12 protein-coding genes are annotated in these 16,211 nt (G+C 60.0%); 7 read left to right on the forward strand and 5 right to left on the reverse strand.

From position 1 onward, the window contains the following. The 3 genes from HMPREF2710_RS01130 to HMPREF2710_RS01140 all read right to left on the reverse strand — a co-directional run. The coding region (locus tag HMPREF2710_RS01130; RefSeq protein WP_246822839.1) for an alpha-amylase family glycosyl hydrolase at positions 1-536 on the reverse strand (536 nt) is incomplete at its 3' end. Between the two features lie 129 nt (positions 537-665). Beyond that, complete coding sequence (locus tag HMPREF2710_RS01135; protein WP_070599073.1) at positions 666-2,480, reverse strand: alpha-glucosidase; 1,815 nt, start codon at positions 2,478-2,480, stop codon at positions 666-668. 73 nt (positions 2,481-2,553) lie between these two features. Continuing rightward, positions 2,554-3,432: an endonuclease/exonuclease/phosphatase family protein gene (locus HMPREF2710_RS01140; protein ID WP_070599076.1), complete on the reverse strand. Its 879-nt coding sequence runs from the start codon at positions 3,430-3,432 to the stop codon at positions 2,554-2,556. A 419-nt stretch (positions 3,433-3,851) separates the two neighbouring features. Between HMPREF2710_RS01140 and HMPREF2710_RS01145 the strand changes: the two genes are divergently transcribed. The 5 genes from HMPREF2710_RS01145 to HMPREF2710_RS01165 all read left to right on the forward strand — a co-directional run bounded on the left by HMPREF2710_RS01145 (position 3,852) and on the right by HMPREF2710_RS01165 (position 11,510). Further along, positions 3,852-5,489 carry an alpha-glucoside-specific PTS transporter subunit IIBC gene (locus HMPREF2710_RS01145; RefSeq protein WP_070599077.1) on the forward strand — a complete coding sequence of 546 codons (1,638 nt, stop codon included), beginning with the start codon at positions 3,852-3,854 and terminating at the stop codon, positions 5,487-5,489. A gap of 254 nt (positions 5,490-5,743) precedes the next feature. After that, positions 5,744-6,544: a MurR/RpiR family transcriptional regulator gene (locus tag HMPREF2710_RS01150; RefSeq protein ID WP_231840311.1), complete on the forward strand. Its 801-nt coding sequence runs from the start codon at positions 5,744-5,746 to the stop codon at positions 6,542-6,544. 87 nt (positions 6,545-6,631) lie between these two features. Next, positions 6,632-7,090, forward strand: coding sequence for a hypothetical protein (locus tag HMPREF2710_RS01155; RefSeq protein WP_012903100.1), 459 nt, complete (start codon positions 6,632-6,634; stop codon positions 7,088-7,090). Between the two features lie 123 nt (positions 7,091-7,213). Next, positions 7,214-11,215: a DEAD/DEAH box helicase gene (locus HMPREF2710_RS01160; RefSeq protein WP_070599080.1), complete on the forward strand. Its 4,002-nt coding sequence runs from the start codon at positions 7,214-7,216 to the stop codon at positions 11,213-11,215. After that, a complete protein-coding gene (locus tag HMPREF2710_RS01165; RefSeq protein ID WP_096741047.1) occupies positions 11,208-11,510 on the forward strand; it encodes a hypothetical protein in 303 nt (100 codons plus the stop codon). The genes HMPREF2710_RS01160 and HMPREF2710_RS01165 overlap by 8 nt, the downstream gene beginning before the upstream one ends. 89 nt (positions 11,511-11,599) lie before the next feature. Here HMPREF2710_RS01165 and HMPREF2710_RS01170 read toward each other — a convergent pair whose 3' ends face one another. Continuing rightward, complete coding sequence (locus HMPREF2710_RS01170; protein ID WP_005505091.1) at positions 11,600-11,785, reverse strand: FmdB family zinc ribbon protein; 186 nt, start codon at positions 11,783-11,785, stop codon at positions 11,600-11,602. Positions 11,786-12,012: 227 nt separating this feature from the next. Then, positions 12,013-12,687: a 5-formyltetrahydrofolate cyclo-ligase gene (locus HMPREF2710_RS01175; RefSeq protein WP_138187167.1), complete on the reverse strand. Its 675-nt coding sequence runs from the start codon at positions 12,685-12,687 to the stop codon at positions 12,013-12,015. Between the two features lie 351 nt (positions 12,688-13,038). Here HMPREF2710_RS01175 and galU point away from each other — a divergent pair, with 351 nt between their 5' ends. Both galU and HMPREF2710_RS01185 read left to right on the forward strand, forming a co-directional pair. After that, a complete protein-coding gene (galU, locus tag HMPREF2710_RS01180; RefSeq protein ID WP_012903104.1) occupies positions 13,039-13,947 on the forward strand; it encodes a UTP--glucose-1-phosphate uridylyltransferase GalU in 909 nt (302 codons plus the stop codon). A gap of 319 nt (positions 13,948-14,266) precedes the next feature. Beyond that, positions 14,267-15,916 (forward strand): hypothetical protein, encoded by a 1,650-nt coding sequence (locus HMPREF2710_RS01185; protein WP_070599084.1) that lies wholly within the window; start codon positions 14,267-14,269, stop codon positions 15,914-15,916. The last annotated feature ends 295 nt before the right edge of the window (positions 15,917-16,211 follow it).

Raw genomic sequence — 16,211 nt, forward strand, 5'->3', positions numbered from 1 at the left:
TGCAGGTAGAACTGGCCGGTCGCCTCGTCCCACTCCCACGCCGGGCCGCCGAACTCGGACGCCCAGTTGTTCGGAGGAATCGGGTTGCCGTCCTCGTCGAAGCCCTTCGGGTCCTTCCAAATGTAGTAGTCGCGGTAGGGGTTGTCCTTAGAGGAGCGGGACTCCTTGAACCAGGGGTGCTCATCGGAGGTGTGGTTTGCGACCAGGTCCATCAGGATCTTGATGCCGTGCTTGTGAGCGGTCTCAAGCATCTCGTCAAAGTCTTCCATGGTGCCGAAGTCACTCATGATGGCGAAGTAGTCAGAGATGTCGTAGCCGTTATCCACGTTCGGCGAGTCGAACACGGGGGAGAGCCAAATGACGTTGATGCCCAACTTAGCCAGGTAGGGCAGCTTCTCAGTGATGCCCTTCAGGTCACCGATACCGTCGCCGTTAGCGTCGTTGAAGGAGCGGGGGTACACCTGGTACACCACGGCTTCCTTCCACCACTGGCGGCCTTCGTAGGAGGGAACCTCGTATGCCTCGGAGTTGCTCATAATTGCCTTTCTATACCGGCCATCCAGCCGAAAAGAGGAACAAATTTTGTCTGTGATTGAAGTATAGGGCGAAGAGGGACCGGAATGTCTGTATCTGGTCCCCCTTCGCACAGTATGAGTGGGGTACGGCTACTTGGCGTTACCGAAGAGGTACACCTTCGCCTCGTAGGGGCGCAGCAGGGTGCCCTCGTCGGTGAACTCGCGGTTCTCATCGCGATAGTTCGAGCTAATCAGCTTCGGGGTGTTCTCGATTGCCTTCAGCTCAGTCGGAGAGAGTGCCTGCGAGTTGGTCAGCACCACCGAATCCAGGTTGCCGCCCGCGTAGTTCAGCTGAACGGTGTCATCGGTGAAGTTCGCAACGACCAGCAGGGCGCGCTCGCCGGTTGCGGCGGCGTCCTCATCGGAGTTCACGCGCAGGTAGGCGTAAACCTGGTCATCCTCTTCATCCAGCAGGCGGTACTCGCCGGTCAGGACAATCGGGTGCTCGCGGCGCAGGCTAATCAGGTCACGGTAGTGGTAGAACACCGAATCCTGGTCAGCGAGCTCTGCCTCCGCGTTGATTTCGGTGTAGCGCGGGTTCAGCTTCAGCCACGGGGTGCCGGAGGTGAAGCCTGCGTTCTCGCCAGCGGTCCACTGCATGGGGGTGCGGGCGTTATCGCGGCCGGAGGCGCTGATGTAGCGAAGCATGTCCTCCGCGGAGACGCGGCCCGACTCTTCAACGTACTTGCGCCAGGAGTCGTGAATCTCCAGGTCGTTGTAGTCCTTCACATCGTCGAAGAAGACGTTGGTCATGCCCAGCTCTTCACCCTGGTAGATGTAGGGGGTGCCCTGCATCAGGTGTAGCACGGTGCCGAGCATCTTGGCGCTGACGGTGCGGTACTCGGGGGAGTCGTTACCGAAGCGGGAGACGGTGCGCGGCTGGTCGTGGTTGTTCCAGTACAGGGAGTTCCAGCCGCGGCCGTGCAGGCCCTCCTGCCAGTGGGTGAGGACCTTCTTGAGGTCAACCAGGTTGAAGCGGCGGTCGGACCACTTGCCGGTCACGCCACCTTCGGAGGCGTCTACGTCCATGTGCTCGAACTGGAACACCATCTGCAGCTCGTTGCGGTCGAAACCGGTGTAGAGTGCGGCGTCGTCCACGGTCACGCAGGGGGTTTCGCCCACGGTCATGACCGGGTACTTGCTCAGGACCTCGCGGTTCATCTCCTGCAGGAATTCGTGCACGCGCGGGCCGTTCGCTGCGACAGCCAGGCAGTTGTCGAGGCCGCCAGCGAGGACTGCCGGGTCCTCGGGGAAGGAGAGGTCCTTAGAAATTAGGTTGATGACGTCCATGCGGAAGCCGTCCACGCCCTTGTCCAGCCAGAAGCGCATGATGTCGTAGACCTCTTCGCGGACCTTCGGGTTTTCCCAGTTCAGGTCGGGCTGCTTGACGGAGAAGTAGTGCAGGTAGAACTGGCCGGTCGCCTCGTCCCATTCCCACACGGAGGGGCTGAAGCAGGAAATCCAGTTGTTCGGCGGAATCGGCTTGCCGTCCTCATCGAAGCCCTTGGGGTCGCGCCAAATGTAGTAGTCGCGGTAGGGGTTGTCCTTGGAGGAGCGTGCCTGCTTGAACCATTCGTGCTCGTCGGAGGTGTGGTTGACGACCAGGTCCATCATGAGCTTGATGCCGTGCTCGTGCGCGGTTTCGAGCAGCTTGTCGAAGTCTTCCATGGTGCCGAACTCGGTCATGATGGCACGGTAGTCGGAGATGTCGTAGCCGTTATCGTCGTTCGGGGACGCGTAGATGGGGGAGAGCCACAGCACCTGAATGCCCAGGTCGGCGAGGTACGGAATCTTCTCGGTGATACCGGGCAGGTCGCCGATGCCGTCGCCGTTGGAGTCGTTGAAGGAGCGGGGGTAAATCTGGTAGACAACGGGTTCCTGCCACCACTGGGTCTGGGTCGTCATTGTTCTTCCTTCCCTTGGTATGGATGAGTGTTGTGTGGTGCCGCTCTGCGGGCGGCTAACGTCTGATGCCCCTTTAGGACTGGCTGGTGAGGGGCGTAAGGAGGCTCTCCGGCGCCCAGCTGGAGGGGTCAATCTCTAGCAGCAGGCCGCTGTGGTCGGAGATCGCCTCGGGGGAGTTGTCACGGAAGACAACCGCGTGGGATACCACGTCGACCAGGCGGTCAGCGAAGACAAAGTCGATGCGCTTGGCATCCGTGCTACCTTCCCAGCCGGCGATTTCGCGGTGGACGGTGTTCTCGCCGTCGGTGTGCTCCGCTAGGGATCGGGTATCCACCATGCCGCTGGAGGTGACCAGCGCGTAGCCTTCATTGCTCAGATGTGCTGCGGAGTTGAAGTCGCCGCCGAGCAGTACCGGTGCGGTGCGGGCGCACTCGGCAAGCTCCTGCGAGAGGTGTGCGTATTCCTGCGCGAAGAGGGGCTCGCCGTCGAAGTCCCACCAGGACATGTGGGTGGTAGCGCACCAGAAGGTGCCCGTCTCAGTTTCGATGAGCGTTGCCTGTGCTGCGCGGCGCTGCACCTGGTGGTAGCCGTAGCCGGGGGACATATTGATGGGCTTGATGCCGCGAATCGGCAGGCGTGAGAGGATAGCTACGCATTCGTCGTAACGGTCCCAGCCGATGTGGGTTTCGGTGAGGGTCCACTCGTAGGTGGCGCCCATTTCGTTGAGCGCCTGTACGAGCAGCAGGGCGTAGTTGTCTTCGCGGACCGGAATGCCCGCGCCGCCGCGGTAGTTGAGGGGCTCCTTCACCACGGGGGTGGAAGTGAGCTGGTTGACTTCCTGCAACGCAATGACGTCCACCTGCTGTTCAATGATGAACTTGGCGAGGGTACGGATCTTGGCAATCTGGTGGATTTCGCACCAGCTGTGCGTATTGAGGGTGAGGAAGCGCATGTATTAAGTCCGGGGTATGTGTGAGGTTGAAGAATGATATGCGCACCGCGTATTGAGGTGGTGAGTGTTTATGCACTCTGACCTCTATGGGTGCACTGTTTATGCTATCGATTCTGTGCGCTAGGTAATAGGGAAAAAGTCTCATCTGCAGCAAGTATTTTTAACCAGTGCCGGGATATGTTTCAGGTTCTGAAAAACTCTTTCAAAACTCACAGTTTTGGTACCTGTGGGCAGGTATGACCTGGCATTATTGTTTCTGTCTAAAACACATTCGGCATTTAGCGCACGCAGGATATGTGGCACCCGTCTCATATACTTTCGTTTGAGGGTATAAAGATACGGCGTTGCCACCGCAGACCGGCAACGATCGCCGGCACCTGCGTCCGCTCACTCGACAACCCGAAAGGGCGTATAGCCTCATGATGGAAAAAGTACAGAGGTTCGGCTCTGCCATGCTGGCACCCGTTCTTCTCTTCGCATTCGCTGGCCTCGCGGTCGGTATTGCGATCATTGCACAGAACGGCGACCTGATTCCCCTCGCTGCTGACAAGGAAAGCGCGTGGAACCACTTCTGGTCCGTTTGGGAGTCCGGCGCATGGACCGTCTTCAACCAGATGGAACTGCTCTTCGTGATCGGTCTGCCCATTGCACTGGCAAAGACCGCTAACGCACGTGCAGTGATGGAAGCTGCAATGGTCTACCTGACCTTCAACTACTTCGTCGGCGCCATGCTCAAGGTATGGGGCAAGGGCGGCACCGGTTTCTTCGACCTGGACTACACCACCGACATCTCTGAGAGTGCGGCAGGTACCGGTCTGAAGATGATCGCCGGTATCAAGACCATGGACACCGGTATCTTCGGTGCAATCATCATCTCCGCAATCGTGGTGTGGGTACACAACCGCTGGTTCGACAAGAAGCTGCCCGACTTCCTCGGTATCTTCCAGGGTTCCCAGTACGTCTACGGCGTCTGCTTCTTCCTGATGATGCCCGTGGCATTCCTGTTCTCCTGGCTGTGGCCCTACGCTCAGCACGGCATCTCCTCCCTGCAGGGCTTCTTCATCGCATCCGGCGCACTCGGCGTGTGGGTTTACACCTTCCTCGAGCGCTTCCTGATTCCGACCGGTCTGCACCACTTTATCTACTCCCCGTTCGTCTTCGGTAATGTTGTTACCCCGAACGGTATTGCTAAGGACTGGCCGACCCACCTGACCGAGTTCGCAAAGAGCGACAAGCCCCTGAAGGAACTGTTCCCCGGCGGCGGCTTCGCACTGCACGGTAACTCCAAGGTCTTTGCACCCATCGGTATCGCAGCGGCATTCTACACCACTGCTCGTCCCGAGAAGCGCAAGGAAGTTCTCGCTCTGATGATCCCCGTCTGCCTCACCGCGATCCTGATTGGTATCACCGAGCCCCTCGAGTTCACCTTCCTGTTCCTTGCACCCCCGCTGTTCCTGGTCCACGCAATCCTGGCAGCATCCATGGCAGCAATCATGTACCAGCTGGGTCTGGTTGGTTACATGGGTGGCGGTCTGCTCGACTTCCTGTTCCAGAACTGGATCCCGCTGTGGGCAAACCACTCCGGCACCTACCTCATGCAGATTGGTGTGGGCCTGTGCTTCACCGTCCTGTACTTCCTGATCTTCCGCTTCATGATTCTGAAGTTTGACTTCAAGACCCCCGGTCGTGAAGAAGACGGCGGCGAGACCAAGCTCTACAGCAAGGCAGAGTACAAGGCAGCTAAGGCTGCTGAGAAGAACGGCGGCGCAGCTGCTGAGTCCGCTGACGGCGACCTCTACGCACCCCGTGCAGCTGGCTTCCTCGAACTGCTCGGTGGCGCAGAGAACATCACCACCGTGAACAACTGCGCAACCCGCCTGCGTGTCTCCGTTGCTGATGAGTCCCTCGTCAGCCCCTCGGATGCAGACTTCAAGAATGCAGGTGCTCTGGGCCTCGTCCGCAAGGGCAAGGCATTCCAGGTCATCGTCGGCATGGACGTTCCCCAGGTTCGCGAGCGTTTCGAGACCATGGTGAACGAAGCTAAGACCCTCTCCTAAGAGGAATCAGCTTTCAACCGTCTGACGGCATAACGCCTCATAAGGTATAGACTTCGCCGGCGGTATCGGATAACACCGATGCCGCCGGCGAAGCTGTATCCAGGCTCGCACCCGGACTCAAATCTGCACGAGGCACCCACCCAAAGTGAGAGACGACCAACCTCGCCCACCCTGGCCGATGACCCTAGAGCGTGTACTATTTATATATTGCTCACCATCGGATTCAGGAGCTTTGAGTGGATTTACAAGACGTCGTGAATGCGAACCAGCACCGATTCAGTGAAACTGAACGGGAAATTTTGGCATTCATGCTAGAAAATGAAGAGTTCGTTGCGGAGTCAACGATCAACTCTTTGGCACATAAAACTTATACTTCGACCAGCTCAATTATCCGCCTGACGAAGAAGCTGAACTTCTCCGGATTTGCTGAGTTGAAGTACTTCATTAAGTCCTCTCTGAACCGCAGCGAACCCTTCAACCCGCGGTTCATTGAGAGCGGCCGCGAAGACATTCAGCGCACCTATGACTACCTCGAGCACATGGAGCTGAGCGGACTGCTCAAGCGCATCCATGAGGCTCGCACTGTGTACTGCTTCGGTACCGGCTACGCTCAGCGCAATGCTGTGCAGGAATTTACCAAGTCCATGCAGGTCTGCGGTAAGTTCTGCCAGGTCATCCCGGCACGTAATGAGTTCGAAAGCGCCATGAACAATATGACCCAGGACGACGTGGTCATCATTGTGTCCTTCTCCGGTCAGACCGAGAACATGCGCGAACACATTAAGATGCTGGCGCTACGCCGCATCCCCATGATTGCGGTGACCGCCATTGGTGTGAACTACATGTCCTCGCACGCCGAGTACTCCCTGCACTACCAGACGACCCCCACCCAGATCAGCACCCAGCGTAAGCCCTACTACTCTTTTGTTGCGCTGTCGGTGCTGCTGGACTACATCGTGCGCCGTTACATTGAACACGTTGAGAATGAGCGCCGCGAATCCCTACAGGACCAGGTGGATGACGCCCTCAACGCTGGGGATGAAACCGACGCCTGATAAGGCATTACTGTGCCCACCTGCTCCTTCACTCACTCCTCCTGAATCCGACCGAATCCGCCTGAGACCATCTGAAAGAGACACCCAGTGACCGCAATTTTCGCGCTCATCGAAAACACCGAGAAGATGCGTAAGTACCTGTTCTGGTACCTCATGATCATCCCCGCGCTGCTACTGCTGTGGATTGTGCTGGGTGCAGCGAACTCCCAGATGGACTTCCAAGCAGCCCTGAAGATTCCCTTCTTCACCGTGGCATTCCTGAACGCATGCCTCAGCCTGTTGCTGGGCGGCACCCTCAAGCTCGCGGGTGCAGAGAACGAACGCACCGAACGAGCCTACGCCCTGTACCTGACCATTCTGTTGGTCATCATCGGTAACCTGCCCGGCGCGATTCTGAGCTTCTTCCTCTTCCGCTCCCTGCGCTTCGGCAACCTGGAAGGCGAGCTGGCGCCCAAGTACCGCTGGGCGCTTCTGCCCGCCCTGGTCTTCTACGTACTGGTGACCGTAGTGCTGCTCGTCGCCAACATCGCAATGTGGTCGAAGTAAGCACCCGGCGTATTAAGCACATCGGCGCATTAAGCACGCAGGCGCGCACTGACACCCGCCCCGCTTGAAACACAGCATGAGGCACACCGGGCAGAGGACCCCGGAAGAACCACCATCTTCGGTGTGTACGCGCAAACGTACACCGCACTGACCCACAAGGACACTCACGACGTGAACCAGATTCCCGAGCCTACCGACGCGCAACACGCACCCGGCGCCCCGGCTGATACCGCTCAGCCCGCCGCAGCCGCCGCGACCTCAGCAGAGGAAACCCACGAAGTAGCCGACGAAATCAACATCGCCGAGCTGCCCGCACACCTGAACCCCGCCCACGAGGACTTTGACCCCTCGGCGGGGCTTGAGCGCTGGGCGGAACAGATGGACGTCTACACCGGTCCCGACGCGATGCTCGACTTCAACCAGGTCGACTACGTGCACATCGACCTGTCCGAGGCGAACCCCTCCGGCCTGGCACAGCTGCTCGCCGGACGTAAGACCCGCCTCTCCACGATTCTGCGCGACAAGTCGCAGCTGGAGGCGGGCATGCGTTCCGCACGCACCCTGCGCACCAAGATTTACGAACTCGCCACCGACCACGGCCTGGACTCCGGCTACTTCGTGGCGGGTACCGCCTCCTGGCTGTCGCACGACACCCGCGAGGATGCTGCCGCCTACGAGAAGCGCTTCATCGCGCCGATTCTCATGGCGCCGCTGAGCATCACCCCGCACCCGAAGGACGACGACTTCGAGCTGCGCCTCGCCGGTTCTGCACGCCTGAACCCGGCGATGGTCCGACAGATCAAGCAGGAATACGGCATCGACCTGGGCACCATGGATGTGGCGCAGCTGGCGAACTCCATGTCCCGTCTGGACCCCGAGCCGGTCATTGAACGTATGCGCGCCTCAGCAGGCCGTATTCCGGGCATGACCATCGAGTCGAAGTACTTTATCTCCACTTTTGCTGACCTGAAGGAAAGCCTGGGCGAGCTGCCGCACACCGCCATCACCCCGCTGGTTCGTGACCTGGCGGCGCTGAAGGTGCCCGGCGTGAAGCCGCGCGAGCTCAACGCCCACAACCTGCAGCCGCCCCTGGACCAGCGTGACCCGGCAGAGGAAATGCTCCTGCTGGACGCGGATGCGAACGCCCAGGAAATTGTCGACACCGCGGTCAGCGGATTCTCCTTCACCATCACTGCGGCGCCCGGCACCGAGCCGCTGCGTACCGCCGTGAATATTGCATCCGCCCTGATGGGTCGCGGTAAATCCGTGCTCGTGGTGGGCGAGAAGCGCTCCACCCTCGCTGAATTCTCGGCGTTGCTCAAGCGCACCGGTATTGAGAGCCTGCGCTACGACCTGCTTGCCGAGCACGATGCTGAGGCTCAGCGCGCCGAGTTCATTCGCGCAATCGTGCGTAATGAGGGCGCCGAAGAGCCTAACTCTGAGGACCTGAACGAAGAGCTTGTGGCGACCCGTGCCGCGCTGCTCGACCACACTCGTGCCCTGCTGAACAAGGACGCCAACTGGCAGATTTCTGTCTACTCGGCGCTGCAGCGTCTGGCTGAGCTGACCGCCTCCGAGGACGGCCCGGCAACCCGCGTGCGTTTTGACCGCCCTATGCTCGATTCGCTCTTGGAGCGTGAGCAGGTGCGTGCCGAGCTGGTGCGTCTGGGTGAGATTGATGGTTTTGCGGCGGCTTCGCGCACCTCCCCGTGGTACCGTGCCCGCCTGGTCAATGACGAGGAAGCCGCCGAGGCGTACGCCCTGGTCATTACCCTCAAGTCCTCCCTGCTGAACCTGCGTGAGGCGATGAACCAGACCAGCGCCATGCTGGGTCTGCGCCGCGGCCGCACCATCGCTGAGTGGGAGTCGCAGCTGGCGATTCTGATGCGTATCCGTGAGACGCTCAAGCGTTTCCGTGCGGATGTCTACGACCGCCCGGTGACCGACCTGATTGCGGCGACTGCCTCCGGTTCGTGGCGCCGTGAGAACGGCATCGAGATGAGCAGTATGCAGCGTTCCCGCCTGCGCCGTGCGGCGAAGGAATACATCCTGCCCGGCGTGAATATCGGTGACCTGCACGAGCAGCTGAAGGTGGTTCAGGCTGAGCGTGCCGAGTGGATTCGCCACATTGAGGCGCCCCGCACCCCGCAGATTCCGGAGAACCTGGACCAGCTGGCTGCAGCCCTGAACTCTCTGGTGTCTGAGCTGGCGGGTCTGGGTATTGTTCTTGCGGATACCATTGAGGGCACCGACTTCGTGCGCACCGACCTGGATGCTCTGGATGCGCGCCTGGATGCCCTCATGGCGGACCGCGTGCTGCTCATGACCCTGCCGGAGCGTGACGCCCTGACTCAGAAGCTGCGTGAGCGCGGCCTGTCGGAGTTGCTCGATGACCTGTACGCGCGTCAGGTTCCGACTGAGGTTGTTTCCGATGAGCTGGAGCTTGCCTGGTGGCAGTCTGCCCTGGAGTTCTTGCTGCAGCATCACGAGGGTAAGCTGCTGGATGGCGACCGCCTGCGCGATACGGAGTCCCGTTTCCGCCGTGCCGACTACGCCCACATGACCAGCGCCCCGGCGCGTCTGCTGGCGAAGGTTGCGCGCGTGTGGACCGAGCGTATTGAGTCTGAGCACGACCAGGCGGCGTACCTGAAGAGCCAGCTGCGCGGCTACGAGTTCGTGCTCGAAGAGCTGCTGACTCACGCCCCGGTCATGGCGCGTACCCTGTTTCCGCTGTGGACGGCGAGCCCGTTCGCCCTTGCGCGTAAGGTTCCCGCCTCCATGCGTTTTGATACGGTGCTGCTGCTGGACTCCGAGTCGACCCCGCTGGCGGCGAACCTGCCGGCGATTACCCGCGCCGACCAGGTGATTGCCCTGGGCGACCCGCACTCGGGTTACCCCTCGCCGTTCATCGTGTCTGCGCCGACTTTCGGCGCTCCCGAGCCGACCGACGAGCAACTGGACAGCACCTTCGACGTGCTCGCTACCGTACTGCCCAACCGCACCCTGGCGATGCTGCACCGCAGCATGGACCCGGTGATTCTCGACTACCTGAACCGTGAGTTCTACGGTTCGCAGCTGCATGCGACTCCGGTGAGCCGCGCCTCCGCCCAGCCTGCCGGTTCGCTGACCGTTGAGTACATTGATACTCGCGGTAAAGTGAGCGATAACGCGAACCTGGATTCGCCCGGTGTTGAGGTGGAGCGCGTGACAAACCTGGTACTGGAGCACGCCTACCGTACCCCGGACCGTTCGCTGGCGGTTGTGACGGCTAGCCCGAAGCACGCTCAGCGTGTGGCTGAGTCGGTGCGTCATGCCTTGAGCTTGTACCCGCAGCTGGGGCCGTTCTTCGCCGCTGGTGAAGAGTCTTTCCGCGTGGTCGACCTGACCCGCGCCGAGACCCTCGAACGCGATACCGTGATTTTCTCCCTGGGTGTGGGTCGTGCCCGCCTGGGTCAGGCGTCCTACGATTTGGGTCAGCTGTCTGCTGAGCACGGTCGCCAGGGCTTTGTGGTGGCGTTGACTCGTGCACGCCGTGCCCTGCGCATTGTCTCGTGCATTGACCCCTCCGAGCTGGACCCGCAGAAGCTGCATCATGGCGCGGTGGATTTCTACCACCTGCTGCGTGAACACGCGGAACGTCAGGCGCGTGAAGAGGTGGAAGCGAAGGCACAGCGCGTGCCGGAGACCCTGCCGCGTAACGCGTTCTTGGCCGTCGACGACGCGGACACCCCGGATTTGGGCGACTGGCTGCTGAACGATTTGGTGGCGCGTCTGCAGGCTCGCGGTGTGCGTGTGACCCGCGGTGAGGGCGATATCGCTCTGATTGCGCACGCCCCGGAGAAGCTGGCGGCTGAGCCGGTTCCCGCGCTGGGTGTGGCTCCCGTGGTCTCTTCGAACCCGAGTGTTCCGGCGGCTATGCCGCTGGTGGCGTGCTCCGATGGTGAGCCGAATTATGCGCGTGCTTCGGTGCGTGAGCGTACCCGCCTGGTGCCGGAGCGTCTGAGCCGCACGGGCTGGAACTACATTACGCTGGGCACCCTGGAAGTATTTGCTGATCCGGACGCCGTGGTGGCGCGCGTGCTGCACTACCTGGATATGGACGAGGATGCTGAGGTTCGTGGCTAGTTATTCGTCAACGCCGAAGCCTCGCCGTGGACACCGCCGCGTGAGCGGCGGCGGCTCGGTGAGCGGGGCTGAGCCTCTGCTGGTGGGTGTGACGACGCCTCCGGTGGTGGCTTCGGGTACCTCGTCTGCCGCGGGTGCTTCCGCGAAGAAAACCGGTGCTCAGCAACAGAACCCCCAGAAGGCCGGTACCAAGAAGGCGACCGCTTCCGCGCAGCCGCTGGCCCCGGAGGAGCGTGAGCGTCTGGAATGGATGCGTCAGCAGCGTCCTCCGCACTGGGGTAACAATATCGTGTAGCGCATCCGTACCGGGAGTGCTTCTTAAACGCCGAGGGGCGGGGCAACCTGTGTTGCCCCGCCCCTCTTTTGGCTGGTGTGGAACCCCGTTTAGGAGTTGCCCTTGTCGGTGCTGTAGAAGCCGGAACCCTTGAAGGTCACGCCGACGGTGTTGTAGCGCTTGCGCAGGGTTTCTTCGCCGCACTGCGGGCAGACGCGCAGTGCATCGTCGCTAAAGGACTGGCGCTGTTCAAAGACGTGATTGCAATTCTTGCACTGGTAAACGTAGACCGGCATATTGTCCTTCTGTATCGATTTTTCGTTGAGCGGGTTTAATAACAGTGGTTTGAGTGTACCGCTTTTGAAACGCTCTGGGCTATTTGCGGTTTCTTCTCAAAAAGCTATTTTTGGTTTCTTTTTGCCTTTTTCCTGAGCGATTTTGGTCGTGTGTTCCTGCATATCTTTGAGCTTTTGCATGAAGATTTGGGGTGTCAATCAGGAGGTGGGCGGTGCTGGTCAACCGGCTACATCGGTGACTGCTGAGAGGTGCGGAAAACGCCTTCTTCGGTGAGGATGACTGGCAGAATAGCGTCCCACTGGTCGTAGGGAATAGCTTCATAAATTTCATCGGCAAAGACCACGCCGATGCTCTGCTCCTTCAGCTGCTGTGCGCTGAGCAGGGGGATAATGCGGTCATAGTAGCCGCCTCCTTGACCGAGGCGGTGCCCGTCAGCATCAAAGGCGAGAGCGGGGACGAGGCGCACATCGGCGTTCACGAAGGCTCGCTCGTCCTGTTCTTCGCCTTCGGGTTCGGGGATTCCCATGGGGCTGAGCGGGTGCTCGACGGCGGGATCCCAGTGCACCCAGGCGAGTTTGCGGCCGGGACGCACGACGGGCACGAGGATGCGGTGTCCGTCCTTGTGCAGGCGGGTTAGTGCTTCGATGATGGGCGGTTCGGACTTGGTGGGCAGGTATGCCGCAATGGTGCCGGGGGAGTGGAGGCGCTGCGCGACCGCTTCAAGAATGTGGTGGGTGAAAAGGTCAGCTATCTGCTGCTGGTCGTGTTCGCCGCGGTGGCTGCGTGCGGTGAGGCGGCGGGGGCGAATCTGAGAGCGGAGAATGTCTTTATCCAGGGAGATATCTTCTGCGCTGGCACCGGTATCGGAGTTGCTGGTGGCGGCTGCGGTATTGAGAGGCATGGTGTGTCCCATCGTCTTTGCGGGTGAGGTCTTATGCGGGGTGGAGGAGAGTGGCTCTATGGCCTAGTTTGGCTGGTTTGAGTCGTGGTGCCTCCGCGTTGAGAGGCGTTCCGAGGTGGGGTGAAAACATCCTTATGGGCGGCAAAAAGCAACCTACTCTGCTGGGCTATAGAATCTACTTTTTAGTATAGGGATTGCAGAAAATAGCATTGGGTTTCGAGGAACGTATTTTCTCTACAACCCGAAGAATGTACCTTCACCGATATGTAGTTAGTCACGTTGAAGATTTTTTCACGTCATAGTGTCGATAAATCAGCTTAAGTACTTTACAACTTAGGGTATTCTTGTGGCATGGCTACTGAAATTAAGTCTGTTACTAAGGCAGTTATTCCTGCTGCTGGTCTGGGCACCCGATTCCTGCCCGCCACGAAGGCAACCCCCAAGGAAATGCTCCCCGTCGTTGATCGCCCCGCGATTCAGTACGTGGTGGAGGAAGCAATCCGTGCCGGTCTGAATGACGTTCTGATGATTACCGGCCGTAACAAGCGCGCTCTCGAGGATCACTTCGACCGCGTTCCCGTTCTGGAGCAGCAGCTCGCTGAGCAGGGTAAGGACGCTCTGCTCGCTTCTGTGGTAGCTACCAATGAGATGGGCGGCGACCTGCACTACGTGCGTCAGGGCGACCCCAAGGGCCTGGGCCACGCTGTTCTGCGCGCAAAGCGCCACGTTGGCGATGAGGCATTCGCTGTTCTGCTCGGTGATGACCTGATTGATGAGAAGGAAGACCTGCTCTCCCGCATGGTGGAGGTCCAGGAGCGCACCGGCGGTTCCGTCGTTGCTCTGATGGAGGTCCCCCGCGAGGCTATTTCCGCTTACGGTGCAGCTGCTATTGAGGCTGTTGAGGGCGAAGACGGTTTCGTGAAGATCACCGGTCTGGTTGAGAAGCCCGCTGCTGATGAGGCTCCCTCGAACTACGCTGTGATCGGCCGTTACGTTCTGAGCCCGAAGGTCTTCGAGGTTCTGGAGAACACCGCTCCGGGCCGCGGCGGCGAGATTCAGCTGACTGACGCTCTGCAGACCCTGGCTCAGGGTGAGGGCGAAGGCGAAGGCGTCTACGGTGTGGTCTTCTCCGGCCGCCGTTTCGACACCGGTGACAAGCTGTCCTACCTGAAGGCAAACGTTATTCTTGCTGCTGAGCGTCCCGAGTTCGGTGACGACCTGCGCGCATGGCTGAAGGACTTTGTCGCAGAGAACTGCTAATTACTCTGCATTCGCTCTCTGATGAGGGCAACCGATAAATACCAACCACGCTGAGGAAGGCGTTCTTTCTGGTGGGGCGTTAGCCCTGAGGGAGGGCGCCTTCCTTTGCGTCGTTCGTGTCCGTTATGTGCGTGGCGTGCTACTGGGTGAGGGTCCAGAGTGTGTCTTGTGCAGGGACGCAACGACGTCGTAGTGCGCATATTCCTTCTGGGGTATATGCGCATATCCAGCCCGATTCTTGCCGCTTATGGAAAGCATTGGGAATATAAGGGTATGATTAAAGTCTAGGGATAAAGGGACGATAGAGGGCGACCTGAATATGACGCTTTTGAACACCTCCGGTGTGTTGGTAATTCTGACCGTGATTTTGCTGCTGTGGTTTGTGCCCAGGAGCCTCCGTCGCGCGCCCGCTGGTCCCTCCGTGGAGCCCGAGCGTCCCCTGATTAGCGCCGAGCGTACCGCTGAGGACATTCTCGCCTCTGCAGGCGTGCTGCTGAATGAGTCGGAGGCGTACCAGTCTTCCGATCATGCGGTGGCGCCGGGTACCTCCCTACCCTCTTCTGCTCTTCCACAGGCTTCTTCCCGTTCCTCTCACGCCGTAGAGGATGCTGTTCAGCCTGCCCCGGATACGGCTTCTATTTCGCAGATTCGTGATTCTTCCCCGACTGCTCCCTACACCGATGAGATTCCGGTGGTGGAGGAGTCGAAGCCCTCGCCGCTGTCCTACTTTGATACCTCGAGCCTGAGCGGTATCGCCCTGCTGGTTGCGGCTGGTCTGGGCGTGCTTGCCCTGGTGACCGGTCTTCTGGCGCTCTTTGGTGTGCTGGCGTGGGGTTGGGCTGTTCTCTTCCTGATTCTTGCCGGTGGTGCGTGGGCTGTAAGCCGTTTTGGTCTGCTGGAGTCTCTTAGCAACCAGATTAAGGCGAACCGCGATGAGCGCCACGCCAAGGCAGAAGCAGAAGATGCCGAGGATAACAACGCTGAGGCGTATGAAGAGTCTGACGACGAAAAAGCTTACGATGACGCTTCTGAGCCTGTAGAGGATACTGAAGCGCCGGAAGCTGAAGCTGTCGAAGAGCCTGCACATCAGGCTCGCCCCGCAACCCGTGAGACTACTGTCCGCAACGTGAGCCGTGAGACGGCACGCCCGAGCCGTGCGCACATTGCGGTGGAGTCCTCCGATGAGGCTCCCGAGGCGGCTCCTCGTGCGGAAGCGCCTGCTGCGGCACCTGCTCATTCTTCTCGTACCGTACCTGCCCGTTCTGCCCGCCCGGCGGAGGCGCCCGCAGGTCACCGTCAGGAGCGCCGCCAGCAGCGTCCGAGCCGCTTCCAGCCGATTCGCCGCGGTAGCGTGCTCTTTGACCAGGAGAGCGGTTCTGTTGCTTCCTCTGCTAGTGCACCGCGTACTGCTGCACAGCCTCAGGTGGCTCAGGCTCCGGTTGTTCCGAGCCAGCCCGCTCAGCCCCAGCACACTCAGCCCGTGCCGTCTGCTCAGCCTGCACAGCATGCTCAGGCGCCTGTGGCTCCCGCTCAGTCGGTAGCGCCTCAGCCTGCTCAGCCCGTTCAGCCTACTCAGGCTCAGGCACCTGTGCAGCCGGTAGCGGCTCCCGCACAGCAGCCGGTAATTCACCCGGATCAGCCGGTGGCCCGCCAGGCTCTGCGTGACGGTTCGCCCGTCCGTCAGGCACCTGCGGCACCTGCTACTCAGGCTCCCGCTCAGCCGATTCCCGAAGAGATTCCTCTGCCGGATGTCCTGGACGATTCCGAGTTCGATGCGCTGGATATCGCCTCGCTGAACGATTCGGCTCTTTCGACCGGTGCTACGGTAACCGGTGGTGTTCGTTCGACGAACCGTCACCCCGGTGCTGGCTCCTCCTTTGAGGCGGTGAGCAACACCTGGAACCCGGTTCAGTTGCCCAAGCCGCTGAGTGCTCTGCACCGCCAGGACAAGAATCAGGGTAAGAAGTAGACCTTGTCCTAGATATGTGTATAAAACCCCGACAGTTCGTACTGTCGGGGTTTTGTTTTGCTGGGAATGTGCCTCTGGAAAGGAACGAATAAAAAGAAAAGGAACCCCATCAGCGGGGTTCCTTTTCTAGCATCACACACAGGAAGAAAGTCTTCTAGACCGATTAGGAAGGCCTTCCCACAAGACCTGCCTTATTCGGTAATAAAAATATATCCTAATTCCCGTGCGGGTGACAAGCTGAAAATAGCGACAGCCTGTCAATAAACTAAGGTTGTCCTAAGTGAAATCCGCGCCA

It is taken from the genome of Rothia sp. HMSC069D01, from assembly GCF_001810135.1.
GTDB lineage: Bacteria > Actinomycetota > Actinomycetes > Actinomycetales > Micrococcaceae > Rothia.

Coding starts and splice junctions, on each gene's coding strand:
- HMPREF2710_RS01135 (WP_070599073.1), bottom strand. CDS start 2,480: ATGACGACCCAGACCCAGTGGTGGCAGGAACCCGTTGTCTACCAGATT.
- HMPREF2710_RS01140 (WP_070599076.1), bottom strand. CDS start 3,432: ATGCGCTTCCTCACCCTCAATACGCACAGCTGGTGCGAAATCCACCAG.
- HMPREF2710_RS01145 (WP_070599077.1), top strand. CDS start 3,852: ATGATGGAAAAAGTACAGAGGTTCGGCTCTGCCATGCTGGCACCCGTT.
- HMPREF2710_RS01170 (WP_005505091.1), bottom strand. CDS start 11,785: ATGCCGGTCTACGTTTACCAGTGCAAGAATTGCAATCACGTCTTTGAA.
- HMPREF2710_RS01175 (WP_138187167.1), bottom strand. CDS start 12,687: ATGCCTCTCAATACCGCAGCCGCCACCAGCAACTCCGATACCGGTGCC.
- galU (WP_012903104.1), top strand. CDS start 13,039: ATGGCTACTGAAATTAAGTCTGTTACTAAGGCAGTTATTCCTGCTGCT.
- HMPREF2710_RS01185 (WP_070599084.1), top strand. CDS start 14,267: ATGACGCTTTTGAACACCTCCGGTGTGTTGGTAATTCTGACCGTGATT.